The sequence below is a fragment of the Streptomyces sp. NPDC041068 genome, assembly GCF_040647455.1.
Taxonomy (GTDB): Bacteria; Actinomycetota; Actinomycetes; order Streptomycetales; family Streptomycetaceae; genus Streptomyces.
Genome location: NZ_JBEZCG010000014.1, coordinates 121,492 through 146,947, shown reverse-complemented (window position 1 = coordinate 146,947; position 25,456 = coordinate 121,492). Strand labels below are relative to the sequence as shown.

Here is a 25,456-nt window from a genome sequence, read left to right as displayed (position 1 = left end):
GTAGGGGCAGAGGGTGGGGTGGCGTTGCCCCGCGGTGGATTCGTGCGCGTAGGGGCAGAGGGTGGGGGGGGCGTTGCCCCGCGGTGGATTCGTGCGCGTAGGGGCAGAGGGTGGGTGGCGTTGCCCTGCGGCAGGCCCTTGTGTGTAGGAGGCGAGGGTGGGTGGGGGCGGCTCCCCGCCGCCCCCCGCAGCCGTGGTTCACGGCCTGGCGCGGCTTGGTCTTTCCGTTCTCGCGCCGCTCGACAGCGACAGCAGCCAGGCGACTCCGACGAGCGAGACGAGGACCAGCCCGCCCACGGAGAAGACGGTGAACAGATGCTTCTGCTGGGCGGTGGGCTCCGGGATGTACCCCTGGGCGAAGAGCTCCCGGTCGAGCCCGGTGGTGGTGATCTTGGCGACGAGCCAGACGGCGATGCCGTGCATCGAGTCCCACAGGGCATGCAGCAACGAGACGCCGAGATACGTGACGACGAAGGCCCCCGGGAACCGGAACCGCCCGCCCGGCTCCCGGTACTTGAGCAGCACGCCGCCCGCGATCGCCGTCCACAGCCCGTGCCCGAAGGGAGCAAGCAGCCCTCGCAGGATCTCGGTCTCCAGAAGCGACCGCAGATCGAGGCCTCGCATGCTGACCACGGCGTTGAAGGCGTACCCGGAGCTCTCGAACGCGGCGAAGCCGAACCCCACCGCGGCGCCGAGCACGAGCCCGGCACGTAGCCCCCGCACCTGCTTGAAGCGCCGCAGGACGATCATGAGCGCGGCGAGCTTCACGGCCTCCTCGATGAGCCCGACCCCCACGAAGATCCACACCGAGGGGTGCAGCAGGTAGTACTCCATGACGGACGCGCCGAGCACGCCCAGCACACCGCCCACGACGAAGCAGTTCAGCAGCACGCCGAGACCGAGATCGCGGCCGTGCCGCTCGTAGGCCCACAGGACGAAGACGCCGGGGACCAGGAAGCTGCCCAGCAGAATCAGCGTAGGCAGGAGGTTGGTGTTCTTGGTGGCGTACGTGATGACGGCGGTCAGCAGCCACAGACCGAGCCCGCCCCACAGGCACCGCTTCCACAGCCCGGGGTTCATGCGCGGCACGTCACCGCCGTCGACCGAATCCTGACCAAGGCTCACGGGACCCCTTCCAGACTGTGCCGGACTGTGCCGGACCGTTCCGGGCCGTTCCGGGCCGTTCCGGGCCGGGCCGTTCCGGACTGTGCCGGGCCGGGCCGGGCTGTTCACGCCGACCCAATTCGTCCGACTTCGCCCGACTTTATGCTAAATACCTTCGTATGTCGCAGTCGGGGACCCTCATTCTGATCATGGCCGTCGCAGTCATCGCCCCGCTCCTCGCCTATGGGCTCGGCCGCTGGATCCCGGTTCCCCTGGTCATCTTCGAGATCGTCCTCGGCATCGTGATCGGCCCCGACGTCCTCGGCGTCGCCCACCACGACGCGACCATCAACGTCCTCTCCGATCTGGGCCTGTCGATGCTGATCTTTCTCGCCGGGTACGAGATCGAGTTCGCGACGGTCCGCGGCGACACCCTGCGCCGTTCGGTGTGGGCCTGGCTCGCGGCCCTGGTCCTCGGCCTCGGCATCGCCTTCGCCCTGAACGGCGGCGCGGTCACCAAGAGCTTCGTCATCGGCACGGCGCTCACCAGCACCGCGCTCGGCACGGTCCTGCCGATCCTGCGCGACTCCGGCGACCTGAAGGGCCGATTCGGCACGGTGATGATGGCGTTCGGCGCGGTGGGCGAGTTCGGCCCGATCATCGCGATGACGCTGCTGCTCGGCGGCAGCGACCCGGGCAGATCCACGGCGCTGCTCGCCGCCTTCGCCGCGGTCACGGCGGGCGCGGTGTTCTGGGCGCTGCGCCCGCGCCCGCCCTGGTTCGCCAACGTCATCGCCAAGACCCTGCACAGCAGCGCCCAGTTCGCGGTCCGCTTCGTGATGCTGCTCCTGGCCGCGATGCTCGGCCTCTCGTACGCCTTCGGACTCGACACGCTCCTCGGCGCGTTCGCGGCGGGCCTGCTCACCCGGCTCGTGCTGCAGGGCGCGGCCCCCGAGAGCAGCGAGCTCGTCCTCGGCAAGATCGAGGCGATGGGCTTCGGCTTCCTGGTCCCGGTGTTCTTCATCGTCACCGGCATCGACTTCGACCTGAACGCCCTGCTGCACGGCGGCCGCGCGCTGATCCTGCTCCCCGCCTTCCTCCTCCTCTTCCTCGTCGTACGCGGCCTGCCCGTCTACGCGCTCGCCCCGCACGACCTGGGCCGACGCGACCGCACGGCGCTGATGCTCTACAACTCGACGGCACTGCCGCTGGTCGTGGCGATCACGACGATCGGCCTCGACGAGGGGGCGCTGACCGCGGGCGAGGCGGCGGCGCTGGTCGGCGCGGGCATGGTGTCGGTCCTGGTCTTCCCGCTCCTCGCGCTGAGGCTGCGCGCGGGGAGCGGGAGCGAGGTGAACCCACCGACGAGACCGATGCACCGCACCGAATCCTGGTGAACCCCCGGAAGCTCTGGTGCCCCCCCCCCCGGAATCCCCGGTGAGCCCCCCCCGCGGAAGCTCTGATGAGCCCCCAGAAGTCCTGGTGACCCCTCTCCGGAATCCCTGGTGCCCCCGGAATCCCTGGTGCCCCCCCGGAATCCCTGGCGAACCCCGCAATCCCTGGTGAACCCCGCGCCTCACGCGAGCCCGACAAGCCCCCGGTACTCCGGGCTCCACAAGTCCTCGACCCCGTCGGGAAGCACCAGCACCCGATCGGGCCGCAACGCGTCGATCGCGCCCTCGTCGTGCGTGACCATCACGATGGCCCCGGGATACGTCCCCACGGCACCCAGCACCTCGTCCCTGGACGCCGGGTCGAGGTTGTTGGTCGGCTCGTCCAGGAGCAGGACGTTCGCGCCGGAGTGCACGAGCCCGGCCAGCGCGAGGCGGGTCTTCTCGCCGCCGGAGAGGACCGAGGCGGGCTTGTCCGCGTCGTCCCCGCTGAACAGGAACGCCCCGAGCACACGCCGCACCTCGCCGTCGGTCAGCTGCGGCGCGGCCCCGGCGAGGTTCTCCCGGACGGTCCTCGCGCCGTCCAGCGTCTCGTGCTCCTGCGCGAAGTACCCGAGCCGCAGCCCCGGCCCCTCGACGACCCGTCCCGCGTCCGGCAGTTCACGCCCGGCGAGGATCCGCAGCAGGGTCGTCTTCCCCGCACCGTTGAGCCCGAGGACGACGAGCCGGCTGCCCCGGTCGACGGCCAGGTCGACGCCCGTGAGGACGCGATGGGCCCCGTACGCCTTGGTGAGACTGATCGCGCCGAGCGGCATCCGGCCGCACGGCGCGGGCTCGGGCAGCCGGATCCGCGCGACCTTCTCGCCGCGCCGCACCGGCTCCGTGCCGGACAGCAGCCGCTCGGCACGCCGGTCCATGTTCTTCGCGGCGGTGGCCGTGGAGACGTGGGAGCGCATCTTGTCGGCCTGGGCGCGCAGCGAGGCGGCCTTCCGCTCGGCGTTGGCACGCTCGCGGGCGCGCCGCCGCTCGTCCGCGGCGCGCTGGGCGAGGTAGGTGTGCCAGCCGGTGTTGTGCACGTCGATGGCGGCGCGCGCCGGATCGAGGTGGAAGACCCGGTTCACGGTGTCGGCGAGCAGCCCGGTGTCATGGCTGATGACCACGACACCGCCCGGATATCCGGCCAGATAACCGCGCAGCCACTCCACCGAATCGGCGTCGAGGTGGTTGGTCGGCTCGTCGAGCAGCAGGGTGTCGTGCCGCGAGAACAGGATCCGGGCGAGCTCGACGCGGCGCCGCTGACCGCCCGACAACTCGCCGACGGCCTGCCGCAGCACCCGCTCGGGCAGCCCGAGCCCGGCGGCGACGCGCGCCGCCTCGGCCTCGGCGGCATAGCCACCGCGGGCCTGGAACCGGTCGTCGGCGCGGGCGTAGGCGGCCATGGCCCGCTCCTGCGCGGCCGGTCCCACGGCCTGTGCCATGGCGGTCTCCGCGGTACGCAGGGCCGCGACCGCCTCGTCGAGGCCGCGGGCGGACAGGATGCGGTCGGTGACGGCGACGGCGGGGTCGGCGGCGCCGGGGTCCTGGGCGAGGTAGCCGACGGAACCGGCGTGGGTGACGGCACCTTCGGCAGGCACCGCCCGCCCCGCGAGGATCTTCATGAGGGTGGTCTTGCCCGCGCCGTTGCGGCCGACCAGGCCGACGCGGTCGCCGGGGGCGACGTGGAAGGAGGCGCGGGAGAGCAGGAGGCGGGCGCCGACGCGCACGTCGACACCTCGTACGGTGATCATGGGATGACGCTCCGCAATAGCGAATGGACACACGGGTGACGTGAAGGCGTGTGTCCTGGCTAGGAAATGCGGGGCGTAGACATGAGCCCGAGGCTAACGGGCCCCTCCGAACCCCCGCACCCGAATTTCCGACAGCCCCCCGCCGCTTCCCCCCCCCCGGCTCCCTCCCCGCTGCTCCGCACTGCGACGGGCGGTCCCGCGAGGGATCATCGGCCCATGGACGTCACCCTTCACCTCGGTCGCGGACATCACGGGCCCGGAGTCGCTCCAGAGGTCCGCGCCCACAAACAGGCGCTGAAGGCCGCGGCGAAGGCGTCGTCGAAGTAGGACGACGCGAGGCCCCGCCCTAGCCCATGAGGGCGGATCTGGGCGGGGAGCGATCGACTTCGGGGTCCGCCCGGGGGACATGCCAAGCATGAGCGTCCCGCCCGCACCCCACCGCCGCACCACGTGGCCCAGGGCGCTGCTCACCCTCCTCGCCCTGGTCACCGCCACCCTCACCCTCACGGCCCCCGCGGGCCCCGCGACCCCGCCCCCGCCGGCCGCCCTCTCCACGGAGACCGGGAGCGAGCTCCAGCAGGACGTCACCGACACCGCCCTGCGCCTCCCGACCCGCCACACCACCCGCCTCCCCACACGGCGCCCGCACACCGCGGTCAGCCCTCCGCGGACCCCCGCCGCCCCGACGGGCCCGGCCCCCGCACGTCTGCGCCCCCACGTCCCGACCCCCCGTTCGGTGGTCCTGCGCTGCTGACAGGAACGGCCGGCCCCAACACCCCGAGCAGGGGAACCGGGCCGACCTTCCTCTCCCCCCTTCAGCAGAACCGCAGACGAAGGACGACACCCCCATGCCCATGGACCCCTACGCGGCCCTGCACGCCCTCCTGCGCGCAGAAGCCGTACGCACGGCTCCCGCCGACACGGACCAGAAGCCGGAAACGGCCCCCCACCACGAGCACGCACACACGCAGCACCCGAACCGGACCCGAACCCAGAACCAGCCCCAGAACCAGCCCCAGAGCCGGACTCGCCCCAAGGAGGACTGACCTCCGGAAGACCACGCCCCGGCGCCGCCTGCTCAAGGCGGCGCCCCGCCTCGCTCAGCGCCTGCGCCGAGCCGTCCCGAACACCGACCGGGAGATCTCCCGCCCGATCTGCGTCCCCATCGACCGCAGCAGCGACTTGAACATCCCGCTCCCCACCACCTGCTCCACCACGGACGCGTCCCCCTGCGGCCGCCCCCGGGACCCCGCCCGCGCCTCCGCCTTCGCCGCCTTCTCCGCCTCGGCCGCCTCCGCCTCGGCCTGCTTGCGGGCCTGCGTCTGAGCCTCCTGGGCGGTCAGCTTCTCGTACGCGGACTCGCGGTCGACGGCGTCGGCGTACCTCCCGTAGAGCAGCGACCCCTTCACGGCCCGGTCGAGCGCGCCCGCGTCGACCGGCCCCATCAGGGACTCCGGCGCCCGCAGCCGCGTCGCCGCGACGGGCGTCGGCGCGCCCTTCTCGCTCAGGACGGTGACCACGGCCTCGCCGGTGCCGATCCCGGTGAGGACCTCCTCCAGGTCGTACGCCGAGTTCGGGAACGTCCGCACCGTCGCCTTCAGCGCCTTCTGGTCCTCCGGCGTGAACGCCCGCAGCGCGTGCTGCACGCGGTTGCCCAGCTGGGCCAGGACGTCCGCGGGCACGTCCTTCGGCGTCTGCGTCACAAAGAAGATGCCCACGCCCTTGGAGCGGATGAGCCGCACGGTCTGCGTGATGGCCTCCAGGAAGGCCTTGGAGGCGCCGTTGAAGAGCAGGTGCGCCTCGTCGAAGAAGAACACGAGCTTCGGCTTCTCCACGTCGCCGACCTCGGGCAGGTCGTTGTAGAGGTCGGCGAGGAGCCACATCAGGAAGGTCGAGAAGAGCTGGGGCTTGTCCTGTACGGCGGGCAGTTCGAGCACCGACACCAGACCCCGCCCGTCCGGGGCCGCCCGCAGGAACTCGCTCGTGTCGAACTCCGGCTCCCCGAAGAAGTCCGCCATGCCCTGCGCCTCGAAGGCGGTGAGGGCCCGCAGGATGACGCCCGCGGTGACCGTCGACAGACCGCCGATGCCCTTCAGCTCGGGCTTGCCCTCGTCCGACGTCAGGAAGGTGACCACGGCCCGCAGGTCCTTCAGGTCGACGAGTTCGAGACCTTTCTGGTCGGCGTAGTGGAAGATCAGCCCGAGCGACTGCTCCTGGGTCTGGTTGAGCTGCAGCACCTTCGACAGCAGGACGGGCCCGAAGCTGGTGACGGTGGCCCGCACGGGGATGCCGGTGCCGATGCCGCCGAGCGCGTAGAACTCGCACGGGAACCCGGTCGCCTCCCACTCCTGCCCCACGTCCCTGGCGCGCTCGGTGACCTTCTCGCCCGCCTCACCGGGGGCCGAGATCCCCGAGACGTCGCCCTTGATGTCCGCGAGGAACACGGGCACGCCCTGCGCGGCCAGCTGCTCGGCGATGAGCTGCAGGGTCTTGGTCTTGCCCGTGCCGGTGGCCCCGGCGACGAGGCCGTGCCGGTTGAGCATGGGCAGCGGGATGCGGATCTGCGCGTCCGCGTAGCACTGCCCGCCCCACATCAGGGCGCCCAGATCGAGGGCGGGCCCGGTGAAGGCGTACCCGGCGGCGATCTCCACGGCCTCCTGGGGAAGCGCGCCCCCGGGGCCCCCGGAAACTCCCGAATCCCCGGAACCATCGCTTCCGGCCGTCACCCCCGCGACCGGCGCTGACTCGTTCGGGCGGTTCTTGCTCCCGGACATGGACGGCATCGGCTGGCTCTCGCTCACTTCGGCCCCTGTTCCCGGCTTGAGAGTTCCCGGTTTGCCCCGATTTCCGGCGTCATTTCCCAGAGTCGCACTCCGTCGCCATGGCTGCGCCCGGAGAGCCTTGACCGGTAGGCTTTCCGTGTGATCTTCAAGCGCATCGGAAACGGCCGGCCGTACCCCGACCACGGCCGGGAAAGCACCCGGCAGTGGGCGGACGTCGCGCCGCGCCCGGTCCGCCTCGATCAGCTGGTGACGACCAAGGGCCAGCTCGACCTGGAGACCCTGCTCGCCGAGGACTCCACGTTCTACGGCGACCTCTTCGCGCACGTCGTGAAGTGGCAGGGCGACCTGTATCTGGAGGACGGCCTGCACCGCGCCGTCCGAGCCGCGCTCCAGCAGCGCCAGGTGCTCCACGCGCGCGTACTCGAACTGGGCTGACGCGCCCGCTCCCCCGCCCGAACCGGCCCCAAGTCCGCATTGGCCCTTTTGGGTTGGACTGAGCCCCGGGCAATGATCATTTAGTAGGCATCGCCGTCGCACGGCACTACGCTGCGCCCATGAGCATGCTCACTCCCCCCGGCATGGGCGGCAAGTACCGCATCACGGGGGACAAATATCCGCGAATGCGCCGTCCTCGCGGGCGCCGCAGGATCGTGCTCGCGATCATCGCGTCCACCGCGGCCGTGGGCCTGATCGGCTGGGGCACCCTGCAGCTCATCGACGTCTTCACGGGCGGCGACAAGGCATCGGCCGCGAGCCCCGCCCCGGACTGCGACCGCAAGGCCTCGGCCTCCGCCGAGGCCTCGCAGACGCGGTCGAAACCGAAGCCGCTGCCGAAGCCCGGCCAGATCACCGTCAACGTCTTCAACGCCACGCCCCGCGGCGGCCTGGCCAAGGACACCGCCGACGAGCTGAAGAAGCGCGGCTTCGCCATCGGCAAGGTCGGCAACGCGACGAAGGCCTTCGACAAGAAGGTCAAGGGCACCGGGATACTGCTCGGCGCCAGGTCGGCCACCGGCACCGCGCTCCCGGTCCTCGGCACGCAGCTCGCGGGCGCCGAGCACAGGACCGACGGCCGCAAGGGCGGCGAGGTCGACCTGATCCTCGGCGACAAGTTCAGGAATCTGGCCAAGAAGAAGGACGCCGACACCGCCTTGGCCCAACTGGCCAAGCCCGCGCCGACGCCCACTCCGTCCGGCAAGAAGAACTGCTAGGCCCCCTGGGGCCCGGGAACTACTCCGCGGCCCCGTACATCCGGTCGCCCGCGTCGCCGAGCCCCGGCACGATGTACCCGTTCTCGTTGAGCCGCTCGTCGACCGAGGCCGTCACGACCGTCACCGGCGTGCCCGCCAGCTCGCGCTCCATGATCTCGACGCCCTCGGGGGCGGCGAGCAGCACCACGGCGGTCACGTCGTCGGCGCCGCGCTTGATGAGCTCCTGGATCGCCGCGACCAGCGTGCCGCCCGTGGCGAGCATCGGGTCGAGGACGTACACCTGACGGCCGGAGAGGTCGTCCGGCATGCGCGTCGCGTACGTGGAGGCCTGCAGCGTCTCCTCGTTGCGGATCATGCCGAGGAAGCCGACCTCAGCGGTCGGGAGCAGCCGGACCATGCCGTCGAGCATGCCGAGACCGGCGCGCAGGATCGGCACGACCAGCGGGCGCGGATACGACAGCTTGACGCCGGTGGTCCGGGTCACCGGGGTGTCGATGTCGACCTGCTCGGTGCGCACGTCCCGGGTGGCCTCGTACGCGAGCAGGGTGACCAGCTCGTCGGCGAGGCGCCGGAAGGTCGGGGAGTCGGTGCGCTTGTCGCGCAGCGTGGTGAGTTTGTGCGCCACCAGCGGGTGGTCGACGACGTGGATCCGCATGACATCAACAGTAACCGGGACGGGGCCGCTCTCCCCTCGCTGGCATCAACCCCGCCACCGGGGGGAAGGTGGGGACGTACGGACTGAGGTGGTGTGGCCCATGGCTGAGCACAAGCCGGAACCAGCGGACGAGACCGACGCCGAGCGCCGCAGGCGCCGCGCCCAGTTCCTGCGTGAACGCACCGAGGCCATCGAGCTCCGCGAGCGCGTGAAGCCGCGCCGCGCCCGGGCGGCACGGATGCGGCAGGCGATGCGTATGCGTACGTTCCGCTGGTAGCCGCCCCTCGCGCCGCGGGCCCGCGCGAAGGCACCGGAGAACGCGACGCGGAACACAGCGGCCGGAAGACCTCTCCTGACGGCGCCGTTTCTGCCACGATTCCGAATGGGCGGGGCTAGAAACTGCACTCCCCGCTCCCCGACCTCGCCGGGGGGACCCCAAACCGCCAACCGGCACTGCCTATGACCAGTGGGAGAGTCACGGTGTACTTCGCCGCACTGCTCGCGCGCACCGAAGACGGGTGGGAAGCGAGCGACACGGAGCTCGACGATGTGGAGACCCTGTCGGATCTGGCCGATCTGGCCCGTGAAGCCACGGTCGATTACGACGACGACACGGTGCTCGTCTTCATCGAACAGGAAGACGCGTGGTTCGGCGTCGTCCGCGTGGACGGCGAGGAGGACCCTCGCATCTACGTATCGGACGCGGCCGCGGCCGCCCGCAGCTCGTACGGGGAGATCCTGCTCACCGACGAGATGCTCGGCCGGGACCCGGGCGACGACCCGGCCGACGATCTGGACGCCCTCGACCTCGACGGCACGGAGGACGGCGAGCCCTCGGACTCCGCCGACGCGGACGACGGGGACGCCGACAGCGGCGACGCGGTGCCCTCGGGGCCGCTCGGCGACACGGAGATCCTCGCCGACCTGGGCGTGCCGGAGAAGGAGCTGCTCGCCCTGGAGAGCGGCGACGCACTGGGAGAGATCGCCGAGATCCTCGGCGCGGCGGAGGTGCTCGAGACCGTCCGCTAGGTTCCCCGTGTGACCGACCCGAACGACCAGAACGACCCGAACGACATTCCCGATCCCGTACGCGATCGCTGGCGGGCGCCCATGCGGCTCGCTCTGGCCGAGGCCGAGCTGGCCGTGCGGGGCGGTGACGTGCCCGTCGGCGCCGTCGTGCTGTCCCCGGACGGCACGACGGTGCTCGCCGCGGGCCACAACGAACGCGAGGCGACCGGCGACCCCACCGCGCACGCGGAGGTGCTCGCGCTGCGCAGGGCCGCCGCCGAGCTCGGTGAATGGCGGCTGACGGGCTGCACGCTCGTCGTGACGCTGGAGCCGTGCACGATGTGCGCGGGCGCGATCGTGCAGTCCCGCGTGGACCGGGTGGTCTACGGCGCGCGGGACGAGAAGGCCGGGGCGGCGGGCTCACTCTGGGACGTCGTGCGCGACAGAAGGCTCAACCACCGGCCCGAGGTCGTCCTCGGGGTCCTCGCGGAGGAGTGCGCCGCACAGCTGACGGACTTCTTCCGGAAGCGGTGAGGCAGGGGCTGCGCGGAGCTGCGCCAAACGGATTTCAGTCCACGGGGCATCGTGGGCTAGAGTTCCTCTCGGTAGCGTGTCCGAGCGGCCGAAGGAGCTCGCCTCGAAAGCGAGTGTGGGGAAACTCACCGAGGGTTCAAATCCCTCCGCTACCGCTCTTGATACGAAGGGCCCGTCCAGCTGGACGGGCCCTTCGTCATTGTGCGGACAGAGCCGCGTACGCAGGGACCCCGTACGCGAGGAACCCCGTACTCGAAAGAGCTCCGTACGCGAAAGAACCCGGATACGCAGAAGACCCCGGCGCCTGTACGGCGCCGGGGCTCTCTCCCGCTGGGACGGGGGAAGCGGCATCGGGGGGACAAGCCGCTTCCCCCGACGAGGACCGGACCCTCAAGTCAGCGCCGCCGTCAGGGGGGAAGCAGACGGCGCGGACCCCGCAGTGGGGCCAGTCCCTCACCCCGCGGATTCCTGCCAGATCCGCCGGGCTCACCACCAATCCTGCGCCTCGCGCCAGTCGCACGGCGCAGGCAAAGGGCCTGTGCTGCCGGGCCGTTGGTCCTTAAAAGCCCCGTGAGTAGGGTCCGGGTTAGACTCACGGCCGTCACAGGGGTCACACGGGGCGCGGTAAGGGGAGGCCAGATCGTGGCAGTGCAGTGGAAGAAGATCGGGCTCTTCGTGCTGGTCGTCTTCGTGCTCTATGTGATCATCACCGACCCCGCCAAGGCCGCGGACTACGTGCAGATAGGGTTCGAGGGTGTCTCGAGCGCCGCTCAGAGCATCGGCGACTTCATGACGTGGATCGCCAACGGAGGCAAGGACTGAGCGGCGGCCAAGGCCGTACAGCCGCAGCCCTCTCCAAGGAGTGCCCGTGATCCGCCATCTGGTCCTCTTCAAGCTCAACGACGGCGTACAGCGCGACGACCCGCGCGTCGTCGAGGGCGTCAAGGCCTTCCGCGCGCTCGGCGAGCAGATTCCGGAACTGACGTTCTGGGAGTGCGACTGGAACATCAGCGACCGCCCCATCGCGTACGACTTCGCCATCAACTCGGCGGTCGAGGACACCGATGCGCTCAAGCGGTACATCGAACACCCGGCCCACCAGGCGGGCGTCGCGCTGTGGCACGAGTTCGCCACGTGGGTGATCGCGGACTACGAGTTCTGAGCCACCGGGCGCAGCAGCTCCCCGAACGGCCCCGCACCGGAACGGTGCGGGGCCGTTCCGCGTCTCAGGCCCCAACTTGCCCCTCAACACGTAGTTATCGGGTGCTTGCACACAGTGCACATGTCTTGTGATGCTATGACCGCTTTTGACGGATGAGTTGACCGAGGTCGACTGAGCTTGACTGTGACTGTCTGAGAAGGGGTGGCGTTGACCGTGCCGGCCAGTACTGCGCCCGAGGCTCCACCCGCGAAGGCTTCACCCGGCACCGGGAGCACCCGCGGTGCCGACACCAGGGCCCTCACCCAAGTGCTCTTCGGCCAGCTCAAGGAGCTGGAGCCGGGCAGCCCCGAACACGGCCGCGTACGCGGCGCGCTGATCGAGGCCAACCTGCCGCTCGTGCGGTACGCGGCCGCGCGCTTCCGCAGCCGCAACGAACCGATGGAGGACGTCGTCCAGGTCGGGACCATCGGACTCATCAACGCCATCGACCGGTTCGACCCGGACCGCGGCGTGCAGTTCCCGACCTTCGCGATGCCGACCGTGGTCGGCGAGATCAAGCGGTACTTCCGCGACAACGTCCGCACCGTCCACGTACCGCGCAGGCTGCACGAGCTGTGGGTGCAGGTGACCGGGGCGACCGAGGACCTCACGACCGCCTTCGGGCGCTCGCCGACGACCGCGGAGATCGCCGAGCGGCTGCGCATCACCGAGGACGAGGTGCTCGCCTGCATCGAGGCCGGACGCTCGTACCACGCAACGTCGTTGGAGGCGGCCCAGGAGGGCGACGGGCTGCCCGGCCTGCTGGACCGGCTCGGGTACGAGGATCCCGCGCTCGACGGCGTCGAGCACCGCGATCTCGTACGCCATCTCCTGGTCCAACTGCCCGAGCGGGAACAGCGAATCCTGCTGCTCCGCTACTACAGCAATCTGACGCAGTCGCAGATCAGTGCCGAACTGGGCGTTTCCCAGATGCATGTGTCGAGACTGCTCGCCAGGAGCTTCGCGCGGCTTCGGTCCGCAAATCGGATCGAGGCGTAACCGTAACGAGTGGAGTGCCGTCGGGGATCTTTCCGACGGCACTCCTTGCTGAAATCCCCCAGACCCCCTCTTTCCTGCACGGATGTCACCCTTGTTTGTCGACAAGTAACTACAGCGTGTTGCCGACATGTGACATTCTGCTGGAACCGCGTTTGCCGTAGCCCCACCTCCGGTATTCAGGTGGAGGCTGCGTTCCTCCGACGGGAGCGCCCGCCGCGACCGTCCGCGACCTCAAGGGGGTGGCATGTCCGCAGACCAGGGCAGCTCGAAGGTGCTCACGCTCACGCTCACCAAGAGCCCGAGCGACTCCGCGCCCGACGCGCTTCACAGCTCACCAGCCTCGGAAGCCATCGACACCCGGACCCTGTCCCGCTCCCTCTTCCTGCGGCTCGCCGCGCTCGACAAGGACAGCCCGGAGCGCGTCTACGTACGCGACACGCTCATCGAACTCAACCTCCCCCTCGTGCGCTACGCGGCAGCCCGCTTCCGCAGTCGCAACGAACCGATGGAGGACATCGTCCAGGTCGGCACGATCGGTCTGATCAAGGCGATCGACCGTTTCGACTGCGAACGGGGCGTGGAATTCCCGACGTTCGCGATGCCGACCGTGGTCGGTGAGATCAAGCGCTTCTTCCGGGACACCAGTTGGTCGGTGCGGGTGCCGCGCCGCCTCCAGGAGCTGCGGCTCGCGCTCACCAAGACCAGCGACGAGCTCGCCCAGCGGCTCGACCGCTCGCCGACCGTGCCCGAACTCGCCGCGGCCCTCGGGGTCTCCGAGGAGGACGTGGTCGACGGGCTCGCGGTCGGCAACGCCTACACCGCGTCCTCGCTCGACTCCCCGGCCCCCGAGGACGACGGCGGCGAGGGCTCCCTCGCGGACCGCCTCGGGTACGAGGACTCCGCCCTGGAGGGCGTGGAGTACCGCGAGTCGCTCAAGCCGCTGCTCGCCAAGCTGCCGCCGCGCGAGCGCCGCATCATCATGCTGCGCTTCTTCGCGAACATGACGCAGTCGCAGATCGGCGAGGAGGTCGGCATCTCGCAGATGCACGTCTCCCGGCTGCTCACGCGGACGCTGGCGCAGCTGCGCGAAGGTCTCATCTCGGACTGACTCCGGATCGCTTCCGGACCGCTTCCGGACCACTCCTGGACTGATTCCGGGCTGATTCCGAGCTGATTCCGAGCTGATTCCGAGGTCAACTGCACGCTGCGTGGCCGGTGTTGCTGACGGGGTTCCTAATTGACGGACCGTCAGCCACACTGGCGCGATGCGACGTGGTGTGCGGAACGTGCTCGGTGCCGGTGCGGCCGTGGTGTGCCTCGGCGGTCTCCTCGCCGCATGCGGCAGCGAGAGCGGCGACGGCTATGTGGCGACCGGCGCGGCCGGTGCCGCGCCGGAGCGGGCGCCGGGCAAGGCGGTGGGCCCGACCGGCGACGTGAGGCTGGTGCCGCTGGACGAGGCGAAGGCCTCCGGTGGCAAGGGCAAGGAAGGACGCGGCGGCTCGTCGAAGGCGCCGTCCGGCGCGGGCAGCGGCGAAGGTTCCGGCGAGGGCGACTCGGAGGGGAAGTCGCCCGGCAGCACGGACAGTTCGGACACGTCGGCCACGCCGGGCGGCGCATCCTCCCCCGGCAACGGCACGGATTCCGGTCGTACGGAGGGCGGTTCCGGCAGCAGCCCGTCCGCCCCCGAAAAAGAGAAGCCGGGCACGAGTACGCCGCCGGCGGGCCCCGCCGAGCTGAAGGTGGGCGCCCCGGAGCGCGAGGCCGCGGACAAGCGCTGGTGCGAGAAGGTGACCGTCACCTTCCGCAACACCGGCGGCTCACCGGTGCGTTCGGGCACGGTGACCTTCGGGACGCACATCATCGGCGCGCTCGGCGTCGACTGGGACACGATCGAGTCGACCGTGGGGCTACCGGCGCCGATCGCCCCCGGCGAGCAGAAGAAAAAGACCTGGCCGGTATGCGTGGACGCGTGGCGGGTTCCCCTGGGCATGCATATAGAGACCCAGGACGTGGACGTGACGTGGAAGTAGCGGGGTCACGTAGCCGGGTCGCATAGGGGGATCACGTAGCCGCGTCACGTAGCGGGGATTTCGTCTGCGGGTGCGCTGTGGCTGGTCGCGCAGTTCCCCGCGCCCCTTCGGGCGCTACCGCCCTACTTGAGCGCCAGCCACGCCACGCCCGCCACAATCACAATGCCGACGACGACGCCGAGGATCAGACCGATCCGAGGCCCGGAGGACGCGGCCGCCTGCTGCTGTCGACCCTGCGGAGCCTCGTCGACGAAGGCCCGGAACATCTGCGTGCTGCCGGCGGGGTCGGGGTTGCCCTGGGGACCCTGGGGGTTGTGTGCCATGGGCCACGACCCTAGCGAATCCAGCGCGGTCGGCCCAACCCCCACTGGCCAGGGACTTTACGACCGCGGCCCCAGACCTTTGCCGACTCTTTAGGACCTTGGTCCCGTTTTAGTTTGCCTGCGGCAACCAACTGCTTCTATCGTTGCCCTAAGCAACAAATATTCAGGAGGTGCCGTGGCCGCGCAGCGTCAGTACGAGGAGCTGGCCCGACAGCTCAGCGCCATCGGCGCCGTGAAGCGCGGCCTCGGGCGGGTCCTTCCCCCCGAGTGCCCGGCGGGGTCCGCCGCCGTACTCACCCTGCTCAACCGGCACGGCGAGATGCGGATGAGCAGACTCGCCGAACTGCTCGCCGTCGACATGTCGGTGACCAGCCGCCACGTCGCCCACGTCGCCGAACGGGGCTGGATCCACCGCGATCCCGACCCCGCGGACAAGCGTTCCCGCATCCTTCGCCTCACGCCTGCCGGTGAGGCGAAGTTCGAAGAGCTCTCCGATCTCTCGATGCAGGCACTCGCCCACTACTTGCACGACTGGTCGGACGACGAGGTCGACCAGCTCAGCACCCTGCTCGCGCGCCTGCGCGACAGCTTCGGGGACTGCCGCGCGGCTTCGGCCCGGATTCCCCAGTCCTCCCAGTGCTCCCAGCCCTCCCAGTCCCCCCTCTCCCCCCACGACGTACAGACCTCAGAGACCACCCGTACACCCGCGTAAGAAAAGGAAGCCCATGGCAACAACCACACCAGCCGGTGTGCGGGGCAGCCATGCCAAGCACGGAGCCCATCCCGACGAGAACGCTCCGATGACGCACCGGCAGATCATGGAAGCGCTCTCCGGGCTGCTGCTCGGCATGTTCGTGGCGATCCTGTCGTCCACGATCGTCTCCAACGCCCTGCCCGAGATCATCGGCGACCTCGGCGGCGGCCAGTCCGCCTACACCTGGGTCGTCACCGCCTCGCTGCTCGCGATGACCGCGACCACCCCGCTGTGGGGCAAGCTGTCCGACCTCTTCAGCAAGAAGGCGCTCGTACAGATAGCCCTGATCATCTATGTCGGCGGTTCGGTCGTCGCCGGGCTCTCGCAGAGCGCCGGGATGCTGATCGCCTGCCGCGTCGTGCAGGGCATCGGCGTCGGCGGCCTCTCCGCACTCGCCCAGATCGTCATGGCCGCGATGATCTCCCCGCGCGAGCGCGGGCGTTACTCCGGCTACCTCGGCGCCACGTTCGCCGTCGCGACCGTCGGCGGCCCGCTGCTCGGCGGTGTCATCACCGACACCTCGTGGCTCGGCTGGCGCTGGTGCTTCTACGTCGGCGTGCCCTTCGCGATCATCGCGCTGATCGTCCTGCAGAAGACCCTGAAGCTCCCCGTCGTCAAGCGCGACGTCAAGGTCGACTGGGCCGGTGCCTTCTTCATCAGCGCCGCCGTCTGCCTGCTGCTCGTCTGGGTCACCTTCGCCGGCGACAAGTACGACTGGATGTCGTGGCAGACCGGCGCCATGGTCGGCGGTTCGGTCCTGCTCGGCCTGATCTTCGTGTTCGTCGAGTCCAGGGCCAGCGAGCCGATCATTCCGCTGCGGCTCTTCCGCAACCGCACCATCACCCTCGCCTCGCTCGCCTCGCTCTTCGTGGGTGTCGCGATGTTCGCGGGCACGGTCTTCTTCAGCCAGTACTTCCAGCTGGCGCGGGGCGAGTCCCCGACGATGTCCGGTGTCCTGACGATCCCGATGATCGGTGGTCTGTTCATCTCGTCCACCGTGTCGGGCCAGGTCATCACCAAGACGGGCAAGTGGAAGGCCTGGCTGGTCAGCGGTGGCGTCCTGGTGACGGCCGGCCTCGGTCTGCTCGGCACCATCCGGTACGACACCGAGTACTGGCACATCGCGATCTTCATGGCCCTGATGGGTCTCGGCATCGGCATGATGATGCAGAACCTGGTGCTCTGCACGCAGAACCAGGTAGAGCCGCAGGACCTCGGTTCCGCCTCCTCCGTCGTCACCTTCTTCCGGTCCCTCGGTGGCGCGATGGGCGTCTCGGCGCTCGGCGCGATCATGGCCAACCGGATCACCGACTACGTCAAGGACGGCATCACCGACCTCGGCCCGAAGGCCGCCGCGGAGTTCGGCCACGGCGGCACCGGCGGCGGTGGCATCCCCGACCTGGACAAGATCCCCGAGCCGTTCCGCACGGTGATGGAGAGCGCGTACGGGCACGGCATCGCCGATGTCTTCCTGATCGCCGCGCCGATGGCGCTGATCGCCTTCCTGATCACGCTGTTCATCAAGGAGGTCCCGCTGCGCACGTCGGGTGCGATGGCCCAGGCCGCCTCCGAGTCCGCGCAGGCCGCCGACGGCGCGACCCCGGCCGCCCCCGCTGCCGCGCCGGTCGCCGACGAGCCCGTGCTCGCCTCCGTCGCCTCGCACACCGAGGCCGGCCCCGAGGGCACGCAGAAGCTCGCCGCGGTGGCCTCGGCCGCCGAGGCCGGTGCCGGTGGGATTCCGCCCCGGGTCACCGGCGGGATTCCGGTACGCGGCTTCGTCCGCGGCGCCGAGAGCGCACCGGTTCCGCAGGCCGCCGTCACGCTGATCTCCCTCGGGGGACGGCAGTTGGGCCGTGCGGTCGCGCAGGGCGACGGGTCCTACGCCGTCGACGCCCCCGGCGCCGGGTCGTACGTGCTCATCGCCTCCGCCGACGGGTTCCAGCCGCAGGCCTCGACCGTCGTCGTGGGCGAGGACGCCCTCGCGTACGACATCCTGCTCAGCGGCACCAGCGGGCTGAGCGGCCTGGTGCGGGACGCGGACAGCAAGCTGCCCGTCGTCGGCGCCATGGTCATCGTGACCGACGTCCGCGGTGACGTCCTGGCCACCGGGCTCTCCGGTGAGCAGGGCGAGTTCACCTTCGCCGAGCTGGTCCCCGGCACCGTCACCATCGCGGTGAACGCCGCGGGTCACCGTCCCCTTGCCCTGCCCGTCGAGGTGGGCGGCGCCGGGGTCACCCGGGTCGAGGTGGAGCTCAACTCCGGCTCGCAGGTGCTCGGCACGGTGCGGGCGGGCGGTGCGCCGCTGAACGACGCCCGCGTCACGCTGGTGGACGCCGCGGGCAACGTCGTCGCCACCGCGACCACCGGTGCCGACGGTGCGTACGCCTTCACCGATCTCGACAGCGGGGAGTACACGGTCATCGCGACCGGGTACCCGCCGGTGGCCACGGGGCTCTCGGTCGCCGGGAGCGGCGTCGACGGCCACGACATCGAACTCGCCCACCCGGGCGAGTGATCGACCCCGGCCCGCGGTCGCGCCCCGAGCGGAGGCGCGGCCCCGGGCCGGTCGCGGAAAGGGCCCCCGGGCCGGCGGTGGCGTTCATGGCAGGGGACGGCCGGCCACCGCCGCCGGGGGCCGTCTGCTTTCCGCCCTCTGCTTGATCGAGCTTGGACTGTGCGGCTTCCGGATGCGGAAGCCCGGCAAGGAGTTGAACGGGATGGGACTCAACGCTCGGATTCGTACGCGTGACGGGTGGGCCGTACCGCACGCCGTCGTCACCGTGACGGACATGACGGGTACGCAGGTGCTGCGGGCCGCGGCGGACGAGGAGGGCGTCGTGCGGGACGGGACCGAGCTGGTTCCGGGTCCTTACACCGTCATCGTCACCGCCGTCGGGTACGCGCCCATCGCGTCCACCGCGCTCGTCACGGCCAGCGGGCGTGCGGACGTCGGCAACGTCGTCCTCGCCCGGCAGGGCGGCACCGAGCTGCCGCCGCCAGGGCCGTGGACCATCGACCCGGCGCACTCGACCGTGGGCGCCGTCGCGCAGCACCTCGGGATCACCAGCGTGCACGGGCGGTTCACGGAGTTCGGGGGCCGCGTCGAGATCGCCGAGGACGTGGAGAAGTCCCGGGTCGAGGCGGTCATCCGGTCGGCCTCGATCGACACCGGGAACGGCATGCGGGACGGGCATCTGAAGTCGCCGGACTTCCTGGACGTGGAGCAGTACCCGGAGATCACGTACCGGTCGCACGGTCTGACGCCTTCCGGCACGGACCGGTGGACGGTCCATGGTGAGCTGGGCATGCACGGGGTCGTACGGTCCGTGGATCTGGAGCTGAGCTATCTCGGGACCGGGGCCGATCCCTGGGGCGGGACGCGGGCGGCGTTCCGGGCCACGGCGGAGTTGCGGCGGGAGGACTTCGCGATGAACTACAACCAGGTGGTGCAGGCGGGGATCTCGGCGATCGGCACGACGTTGAAGGTCGAGCTGGACATTCAGGCCGTGCAGGGGGACGTGCTGCCGCAGGGGTGAGGCGCGGAGCGTGGCTGCGGGGCGCCGATCAGTCCGGCGCCCCCGCGGGGCGGTTTCGGGTCAGCAAGGACTCGATTCCCGCGATCATCAGGTCCAGGGCGATCGTGAAGTCCCGTTCCCACATCTCCTCGACCGTGTCGCCGCCCCGCGCCGCCATCAGGTCGTACGCGTTCTGCATGACACCGTGCGCCGCCAGCTCGTGGCGGATCGTGCCGGTGGCCTCCTGGTAGAACTCCTCCTGGGTCATCCCGGCCTCCGCGCACCGCGCGAGGAAGTGACCCTCCATGGTCCCGAAGCCGTACACGAACTGGAAGACCGCCGAGATCGCGCCGTTCTGGGTGTACGCCGGAAGCCCCGTGTTCCGTACCGCGTTCTGCACCGCGAGCGCGAAGGCCAGCCAGTTCGGGCCGATGTTGAGGAACCTGCCGACCAGCTGCGACACCCACGGGTGGCCGATCAGCGCCTTGCGGTACTCGTCGGCAAGGGCGCGCAGTTGGTCGCGCCAGGCCTCGGGGTCCGTCTCCGTGTCGGGGAGTTCCATCTCGCCGAGCACCGCGTCGAGGGCGAGCTCCAGGAGGTCGTCCTTGGTGTCCACGTACCAATAGACGGACATCGCCGTGACGTTCAGCTCGCCGGCGAGCCTGCGCATGGAGAACTTGGTCAGGCCCTCCGCGTCCAGGAGCCGCACCGTGACCTCCGTGATGCGGTCCCGGTCCAGGCCGCTCGGCTGATCACCCTTGCGGCCGCTGCCGCGTCGCGCCTTGCCGTGCAGCCAGACGCTCGTCCGCGCCGGGTTCTTCGTGCGGCCGGCTGCCTTGACCATGGCGCACCTTCCTGGTTGTTCCGCGGGTGAGGCCGGAGAGAGGGCGGCGCTCCGGAAGGGGGCCGTCCGCCCTCTCTACGATGCTATGCCGATGTCTTCCCCGCGGAGTCTGCCCTCTCCGCCCTCCGCAGCAACGCGGCCGCCAGGAAGCCGCCGACGAACACCGCCGCCGCACCCACCAGCTGGGCCCGCTCGATCCCCGAGGCGAACGCGTCGGCGATCCGCTCCTGCTCGCCCGTCGACTTCGCCGCGGCCATCGCCGCGGGGAACGACGCCGCGGAGACCGCCACGAGCGAGGCGAAGCGGGAGTTGAGGACCGCGCCGAGGACGGCGACGCCCAGGCCGTTGCCGAACTCCGCGAGCGTGCCGTTGATGCCCGCGCCCACGCCCGCCTTCTCCGGCGGGATCGCGCTCATGATCGCGTTGGCCATGGCCGGCATGGCGAAGGAGATGCCCGCACCCATGATGACGAGACCGACGAGCATGCCGTTGTAGTCGTCGCCGCCGAGCAGTGCGACCGCCGCGAGGCCCGCCGCGAGCAGGCTCATGCCGGACGCGATCGTCACCGGGGTCCCCAGCTTGGCGTGCAGCCTCGCGCCCACGCCCGCGAGGTTGAGGACGACGAGGGTGACCGCGAGCGGCGCCGTGCGCAGACCCGCCTCCAACGGCTCGTACCCGAGGACGAATTGGAGGTGCTGGGTCAGGATGAAGAGGGACCCGCCGAGGCCGAAGGCGACCAGGATCGAACCCGCCACCGCGCCGATGAACCGCTGGTTGCGGAAGAAGTGCATGTCCAGCATCGGGTGCGGGATGCGCAGCTCCCAGAACGCGAACGCCCCGAGGACGAGGACGCCGACCGCCGCGGAGACCAGGACGTGCGCCGACGTCCAGCCGTGCTCGGGCCCGGAGATGATCGCGTAGACCACCGAGGCCATGCCGATCGTCGAGAGCAGTGCCCCCAGGAGGTCGGGGCGGTCGCCCTGCGGGTTCTTGGACTCGGGCACCAGCCTGAACACCGCGACGAGGCCGAGCAGCGCCACGGGGATGTTGATCAGGAAGATCGAGCCCCACCAGAAGTGGTTCAGCATGAAGCCGCCGAGCAGCGGCCCCGCCGCGAACCCGAGGGAGTTGACGGTGGCCCACAGGCCGATCGCCTTCACGCGCTCGGTGTCGTCGAAGATCTGCACGACGACCGCGAGGGTCGTGGTCATGAGCAGCGCCCCGCCGATGCCCATGCCCGCACGGGCGGCGATGAGCTGCGCGGAGCTCTGCGCGAGCCCCGCGGCCAGCGAGCCGATGCCGAACAGGGCGAGGCCCGCCATCAGCATCTTCTTGCGGCCGTAGCGGTCCGCGGAGCTGCCGGCGGTGAGCAGCAGGCCCGACTGGACCAATGAGTACGCGTTGATCATCCACTGGATGTCCGACGTGGACGCGTCCAGCTCCCGGGTGAGGGAGGGGATCGCGACGCTCAGGACGGTGTTGTCGAGCAGCACGGTGAGCTGGGCGAGGCAGATGACGCCGAGGATCAGCCAGCGCTGCGGGTGCCTCTGGGAGGCGGTGGGGGACTCGGCTGTCGTTGCCGTCATGCAGCCTTCTCTCTCTCGTTCTACGGTGTACGACGCTTGCGCGGCGTACACCGTAGAACAGGCCCCATACGGCGTACAAGGGTTTTTTCGGCAGACTGTACGGACTGTTCGGGTCGTGCGGACTGTGCGGACTGTGTCGTTAACTGGTGGGCTGTGTCAGGTCGTAGAAGGTCGCGCTGCCTGCCGTCACCTTCTTGAAGTTCGCCTCGACCCAGGACGTGATCTGCGACGAGGTGCCGTTGCCGCCTCCGCCGCCCATGCCTTCCATACCGCCTCCGCCTCCCATGCCTCCGGCGATGAAGTAGTGGATCTCACCGTCCGCCACGTACTGCTTGAACTGCGCGAGCGTCGGCGACGGGTCGCTGCCGTTGAAGCCGCCGATCGCCATCACCGGGTCGCCGGTGGCCAGTTGGTAGCTCGCCGCGTTCTGGGAGCCGATCGCCGCTGCCGACCAGGTGTAGTCGTCGGCGTCCGCCTCCAGGAGCTTCTTCGCCTTGGCGGAGACCTGCGCGCCGTTCAGGAGGCCGCCCATGCCGCCGCGCATCCCGCCCTCGGGCATGCCGCCGCCCAGCGCGCCTCCGCCGGGCATGCCGCCGCCGGGTCGGCCCTGTGGGGCATTGCCCTGCGGGGCGTTGCCCTGTGGGAGTTGGCCCGTGGCGCCCGGCGGCTGCTGCCGCTTCCCGCCGCCACCGCCGCCACCGCCGCCCCCGGGGCCGCCCATGCCGCCCGCCGCGGCCGGGCCCGCCGTCACGATCGACCCCGTGTGCGCGCTGTCCACGGTCGACAACGTGTACGCCACCGGGCCCGCCAAGGACGCCGCCATGCCCAACCCCAGCGTGGCCAGCGCCAGTTGCCGCCCGAGCCGCCCCGCGAAGAGCAGGCCCGCCGCCCCGACCGGACCCGCGACCAGCACCGCCCAGCGCAGCCACGGCACGTAGTCCGGGGTCCGGCCCAGCAGGACGTACGCCCAGACCGCCGTCGCCCCGACCGTCACGCCGAGCACGGCGCACGTCCACCGCGCGGACCGCTCCTCCCACAGGACCGTGACCCCCATGCCGACGAGCGCCGCGATGGAGGGCGCGAGCGCCACCGTGTAGTACTGGTGGAAGATCCCCGCCATGAAGCTGAAGACCGCCGCGGTCATCAGGAGCGAGCCGCCCCACGCCACGAACGCCGCCCGCGCGGTGTCCGTGCGGCGGGCCTTGCGGGTGAGGACGAGTCCGGCGACGAGCAGGATCAGCGCGGCGGGCAGCAGCCAGGAGACCTGCGCGCCCACCTCGGAGTTGAACATCCGGCCGATACCGGTCTCGCCCCACTGACCGCCACCGCCGCCACCGCCGCCGGGGCCACCGCCGCGGAAGCCGCCGGCCCCGCCACCGCCCACGCTGCCGGTCTCCTCGCCGTTGATACGGCCGAGGCCGTTGTAGCCGAAGGTCAGCTCCAGGAAGGAGTTGTTCTGCGAGCCGCCGATGTAGGGGCGGGAGGACTTGGGCCACAGCTCCACGATCGCGACCCACCAGCCGCCCGCGACGGCCATCGCGCCCGCTGACAGGGCGAGTTGACCGAAGCGCTTGCGCAGGCTCACCGGCGCGCACACCGCGTACAGGACCGCGAGCGGCGGCAGGATCAGGAAGGCCTGGAGCGTCTTGGTGAGGAAGGCGAGGCCGACCGCGACGCCCGCCCACACCAGCCACTTGGTGCGGCCGTTCTCCAGGGCGCGCAGCACGCAGTACACCGTGCCGGTCGTCAGGAGCGCGAGCAGCGCGTCGGGGTTGTTGAAGCGGAACATCAGCGCGGCGACGGGCGTCAGCGCGAGGACCGCGCCCGCGATCAGACCCGCGGCGGGGCTGAAGCGGCGTCGCACCGCCGCGTACAGCACACCGACCGTCGCGACGCCCATCAGGACCTGCGGGGCGAGCACCGCCCAGGAGTTGAGGCCGAAGAGGCGTACGGAGAGCGCCATCGGCCAGAGAGACGCCGGGGGCTTGTCGACCGTGATCGCGTTGCCCACGTCGAGCGAGCCGAAGAAGAGGGCCTTCCAGCTCTGGCTGCCGGCCTGGACGGCGGCGGAGTAGAAGGAGTTGGCGTAGCCGGACGCGCTGAGGTTCCAGAGGTAGAGGACCGCGGTGGCGAGCAGCAGACCGAGCAGCGCGGGGCGCGCCCAGCGGGGGTCGTCGGGGCGGCCGCGCCACAGCCGGGCGGGCAGGGCGCGGGTACGCCGGTGCGCGGCCCCGTCCGGTGCCGCCTGGAGCGGCGCCGGTGTGGGGGAGGTGGTCGTCATCGTGCGTTCCTCGGGTCGTGGGGTGCGGTCGTTTCGTGGGGCGCGTTCATGTCGTACGCGGGGGTCTGGACGTCGTACGCGGGGGTCTGGACCTCGTACGCGGGGGTCTGGACCTCGTACGCGGGGGTCTGGACGTCGTACGCGGGGGTCTGGACGTCGTATGCGAGGGCAGGGGCCGTGTCGGTACGGCGGTCCGGGAACACCCACGCCCGCAGCAGCAGGAACCGCAGGACCGTCGCCGCGAGGTTCGCCGCGATCAGGACCGCGAGTTCCGTGGAGTGCGCGGGGTCGCCCGAGGCCGCGCCGAGCGCCGCGAGGGAACCGCTGGTGAGGGCCAGGCCGATGCCGAAGACGACGAGGCCCTGCGCCTGGTGGCGGACCGCGCGCTCCCTGCCGCGCACCCCGAAGGTGAGCCTCCGGTTCGCCGCCGTGTTGGCCACCGCCGACACCAGGAGGGCGAGCGCGTTGGCCGCCTGCGACCCCGTGAACGTACGAAAGCCGCTGTAGAGGAGGAGGTAGAAGAGGGTCGAGAGGGCGCCGACCACGCAGAAGCCGACGAGTTGGCGGGCCAGGCCGCCGGGGACGCCGGTGAGCTGTCTGTCCCGCGGGTCGTCGCCGAAGGGGCGGGTCAGGCGGTCGAGCGGCAGCGCGCCGACCGCGAGCGCGCGGCCCACCCGCCACACGCCCTTGAGGTCGTCCGTGGCCGTGCGCACCAGGTGGACGGTGGAGTTCGGGTCGTCGACCCAGTCGACCGGCACCTCGTGGATGCGAAGACCCGCGCGCTCGGCGAGCACCAGCATCTCGGTGTCGAAGAACCAGCCGGTGTCCTCGACCAGCGGCAGCAGCACCCGCGCCACGTCGCCGCGTATCGCCTTGAAGCCGCACTGGGCGTCGGAGAAGCGGGCGTGCAGGGAGCCGCGCAGGATGAGGTTGTACGTACGCGAGATGAACTCCCGCTTGGGGCCGCGCACCACCCGTGAACTGCGCGCGAGGCGCGAGCCGATCGCCAGGTCCGAGTGGCCCGAGATCAGCGGGGCGACCAGCGGCAGCAGGGCGTTGAGGTCGGTGGACAGGTCGACGTCCATATAGGCGAGGACCGGCGCGTCGGAGGCGGCCCAGACGGTGCGCAGCGCCCGGCCGCGGCCCTTCTGGTCGAGCCGGACGTGGCCCACTTCCCGTACGGAGGCGGCGAGTTCGGCGGCGATCTGCGGGGTGCGGTCCGTGGACGCGTTGTCGGCGACCGTGATGCGGAAGGGGTAGGGGAAGGTGCGGACGAGGTGGTCGTGCAGCCGGAGCACGCACGGACCGAGGTCCTTCTCCTCGTTGTGGACCGGGATCACGACGTCCAGGACGGGCACGTCGCGCCAGGAGGCGGGAAGGTGCTCCCGCGACGGCAGGGCACCCGGGGAAGAGTCGGTTCGCATGGGACCGACACTCGTCAAGTGGACTG

The 25,456-nt window shown here is 70.8% G+C and carries 25 protein-coding genes and 1 tRNA gene; 17 read left to right on the top strand and 9 right to left on the bottom strand.

What is annotated here, in order from left to right; genetic code table 11:
* Positions 1-198: 198 nt before the first annotated feature.
* Positions 199-1,080: a PrsW family intramembrane metalloprotease gene (locus AB0B50_RS30375; protein WP_362339112.1), complete on the bottom strand. Its 882-nt coding sequence runs from the start codon at positions 1,078-1,080 to the stop codon at positions 199-201.
* A gap of 203 nt (positions 1,081-1,283) precedes the next feature.
* Here AB0B50_RS30375 and AB0B50_RS30370 point away from each other — a divergent pair, with 203 nt between their 5' ends.
* A complete protein-coding gene (locus tag AB0B50_RS30370; RefSeq protein ID WP_362338890.1) occupies positions 1,284-2,501 on the top strand; it encodes a cation:proton antiporter in 1,218 nt (405 codons plus the stop codon).
* A gap of 179 nt (positions 2,502-2,680) precedes the next feature.
* Here AB0B50_RS30370 and AB0B50_RS30365 read toward each other — a convergent pair whose 3' ends face one another.
* The gene (locus AB0B50_RS30365) at positions 2,681-4,282 is read right to left on the bottom strand and encodes an ABC-F family ATP-binding cassette domain-containing protein (protein ID WP_362338888.1); all 1,602 of its coding nucleotides are present in this window, start codon (positions 4,280-4,282) and stop codon (positions 2,681-2,683) included.
* A 415-nt stretch (positions 4,283-4,697) separates the two neighbouring features.
* Between AB0B50_RS30365 and AB0B50_RS30360 the strand changes: the two genes are divergently transcribed.
* Positions 4,698-5,036, top strand: a complete 339-nt coding sequence (locus AB0B50_RS30360) for a hypothetical protein (RefSeq protein WP_362338886.1) — start codon at positions 4,698-4,700, stop codon at positions 5,034-5,036.
* A 94-nt stretch (positions 5,037-5,130) separates the two neighbouring features.
* Positions 5,131-5,328: a hypothetical protein gene (locus AB0B50_RS30355; RefSeq protein ID WP_362338884.1), complete on the top strand. Its 198-nt coding sequence runs from the start codon at positions 5,131-5,133 to the stop codon at positions 5,326-5,328.
* A gap of 54 nt (positions 5,329-5,382) precedes the next feature.
* Here the strand turns inward: AB0B50_RS30355 and AB0B50_RS30350 are convergent, their stop codons facing one another.
* Complete coding sequence (locus AB0B50_RS30350) at positions 5,383-6,876, bottom strand: helicase HerA-like domain-containing protein (RefSeq protein WP_362339111.1); 1,494 nt, start codon at positions 6,874-6,876, stop codon at positions 5,383-5,385.
* A 327-nt stretch (positions 6,877-7,203) separates the two neighbouring features.
* Between AB0B50_RS30350 and AB0B50_RS30345 the strand changes: the two genes are divergently transcribed.
* Both AB0B50_RS30345 and AB0B50_RS30340 read left to right on the top strand, forming a co-directional pair.
* Positions 7,204-7,500, top strand: coding sequence for a type II toxin-antitoxin system VapB family antitoxin (locus AB0B50_RS30345; RefSeq protein WP_003955420.1), 297 nt, complete (start codon positions 7,204-7,206; stop codon positions 7,498-7,500).
* 119 nt (positions 7,501-7,619) lie between these two features.
* The gene (locus AB0B50_RS30340; RefSeq protein WP_362338882.1) at positions 7,620-8,276 is read left to right on the top strand and encodes a LytR C-terminal domain-containing protein; all 657 of its coding nucleotides are present in this window, start codon (positions 7,620-7,622) and stop codon (positions 8,274-8,276) included.
* Positions 8,277-8,295: 19 nt separating this feature from the next.
* On the opposite strand, the gene upp is transcribed toward AB0B50_RS30340, so the two are convergent.
* Positions 8,296-8,931, bottom strand: a complete 636-nt coding sequence (upp, locus tag AB0B50_RS30335) for a uracil phosphoribosyltransferase (RefSeq protein ID WP_362338880.1) — start codon at positions 8,929-8,931, stop codon at positions 8,296-8,298.
* Positions 8,932-9,031: 100 nt separating this feature from the next.
* Here upp and AB0B50_RS30330 point away from each other — a divergent pair, with 100 nt between their 5' ends.
* From AB0B50_RS30330 to AB0B50_RS30290, 9 genes are all read left to right on the top strand, one after another.
* Positions 9,032-9,208 (top strand): hypothetical protein, encoded by a 177-nt coding sequence (locus tag AB0B50_RS30330; RefSeq protein WP_362338878.1) that lies wholly within the window; start codon positions 9,032-9,034, stop codon positions 9,206-9,208.
* A gap of 203 nt (positions 9,209-9,411) precedes the next feature.
* Positions 9,412-9,960, top strand: coding sequence for a hypothetical protein (locus tag AB0B50_RS30325; RefSeq protein ID WP_362338876.1), 549 nt, complete (start codon positions 9,412-9,414; stop codon positions 9,958-9,960).
* 81 nt (positions 9,961-10,041) lie between these two features.
* On the top strand, positions 10,042-10,473 hold the full coding sequence (tadA, locus tag AB0B50_RS30320) for a tRNA adenosine(34) deaminase TadA (RefSeq protein WP_362339110.1): 432 nt from the start codon (positions 10,042-10,044) through the stop codon (positions 10,471-10,473).
* 70 nt (positions 10,474-10,543) lie between these two features.
* Positions 10,544-10,628 (top strand) — tRNA-Ser (locus AB0B50_RS30315).
* Positions 10,629-11,115: 487 nt separating this feature from the next.
* Positions 11,116-11,295, top strand: coding sequence for a hypothetical protein (locus AB0B50_RS30310; protein ID WP_362338874.1), 180 nt, complete (start codon positions 11,116-11,118; stop codon positions 11,293-11,295).
* 46 nt (positions 11,296-11,341) lie between these two features.
* Complete coding sequence (locus AB0B50_RS30305; protein WP_362338872.1) at positions 11,342-11,635, top strand: Dabb family protein; 294 nt, start codon at positions 11,342-11,344, stop codon at positions 11,633-11,635.
* 201 nt (positions 11,636-11,836) lie between these two features.
* Positions 11,837-12,673, top strand: a complete 837-nt coding sequence (locus tag AB0B50_RS30300; protein ID WP_362338871.1) for an RNA polymerase sigma factor SigF — start codon at positions 11,837-11,839, stop codon at positions 12,671-12,673.
* 244 nt (positions 12,674-12,917) lie between these two features.
* A complete protein-coding gene (locus tag AB0B50_RS30295) occupies positions 12,918-13,781 on the top strand; it encodes an RNA polymerase sigma factor SigF (protein ID WP_362338869.1) in 864 nt (287 codons plus the stop codon).
* A gap of 157 nt (positions 13,782-13,938) precedes the next feature.
* The gene (locus AB0B50_RS30290; protein ID WP_362338867.1) at positions 13,939-14,703 is read left to right on the top strand and encodes a hypothetical protein; all 765 of its coding nucleotides are present in this window, start codon (positions 13,939-13,941) and stop codon (positions 14,701-14,703) included.
* 122 nt (positions 14,704-14,825) lie between these two features.
* Here AB0B50_RS30290 and AB0B50_RS30285 read toward each other — a convergent pair whose 3' ends face one another.
* A complete protein-coding gene (locus AB0B50_RS30285; RefSeq protein ID WP_362338865.1) occupies positions 14,826-15,026 on the bottom strand; it encodes a hypothetical protein in 201 nt (66 codons plus the stop codon).
* A gap of 175 nt (positions 15,027-15,201) precedes the next feature.
* On the opposite strand from AB0B50_RS30285, the gene AB0B50_RS30280 reads away from it, so the two are divergent.
* From AB0B50_RS30280 to AB0B50_RS30270, 3 genes are all read left to right on the top strand, one after another.
* Positions 15,202-15,738, top strand: a complete 537-nt coding sequence (locus AB0B50_RS30280; RefSeq protein WP_362338863.1) for a MarR family transcriptional regulator — start codon at positions 15,202-15,204, stop codon at positions 15,736-15,738.
* A gap of 13 nt (positions 15,739-15,751) precedes the next feature.
* Positions 15,752-18,295, top strand: coding sequence for a DHA2 family efflux MFS transporter permease subunit (locus AB0B50_RS30275; protein WP_362338862.1), 2,544 nt, complete (start codon positions 15,752-15,754; stop codon positions 18,293-18,295).
* 202 nt (positions 18,296-18,497) lie between these two features.
* Positions 18,498-19,316, top strand: coding sequence for a YceI family protein (locus tag AB0B50_RS30270; protein ID WP_362338860.1), 819 nt, complete (start codon positions 18,498-18,500; stop codon positions 19,314-19,316).
* A 28-nt stretch (positions 19,317-19,344) separates the two neighbouring features.
* On the opposite strand, the gene AB0B50_RS30265 is transcribed toward AB0B50_RS30270, so the two are convergent.
* From AB0B50_RS30265 to AB0B50_RS30250, 4 genes are all read right to left on the bottom strand, one after another.
* On the bottom strand, positions 19,345-20,139 hold the full coding sequence (locus AB0B50_RS30265; protein WP_362338858.1) for a TetR/AcrR family transcriptional regulator: 795 nt from the start codon (positions 20,137-20,139) through the stop codon (positions 19,345-19,347).
* Between the two features lie 83 nt (positions 20,140-20,222).
* Positions 20,223-21,776 carry an MFS transporter gene (locus AB0B50_RS30260; RefSeq protein ID WP_362338856.1) on the bottom strand — a complete coding sequence of 518 codons (1,554 nt, stop codon included), beginning with the start codon at positions 21,774-21,776 and terminating at the stop codon, positions 20,223-20,225.
* A gap of 88 nt (positions 21,777-21,864) precedes the next feature.
* Positions 21,865-24,006 (bottom strand): glycosyltransferase family 39 protein, encoded by a 2,142-nt coding sequence (locus AB0B50_RS30255; protein WP_362338854.1) that lies wholly within the window; start codon positions 24,004-24,006, stop codon positions 21,865-21,867.
* On the bottom strand, positions 24,003-25,430 hold the full coding sequence (locus tag AB0B50_RS30250; protein ID WP_362338852.1) for a bifunctional glycosyltransferase family 2/GtrA family protein: 1,428 nt from the start codon (positions 25,428-25,430) through the stop codon (positions 24,003-24,005). The genes AB0B50_RS30255 and AB0B50_RS30250 overlap by 4 nt, the downstream gene beginning before the upstream one ends.
* Positions 25,431-25,456: the final 26 nt, after the last annotated feature.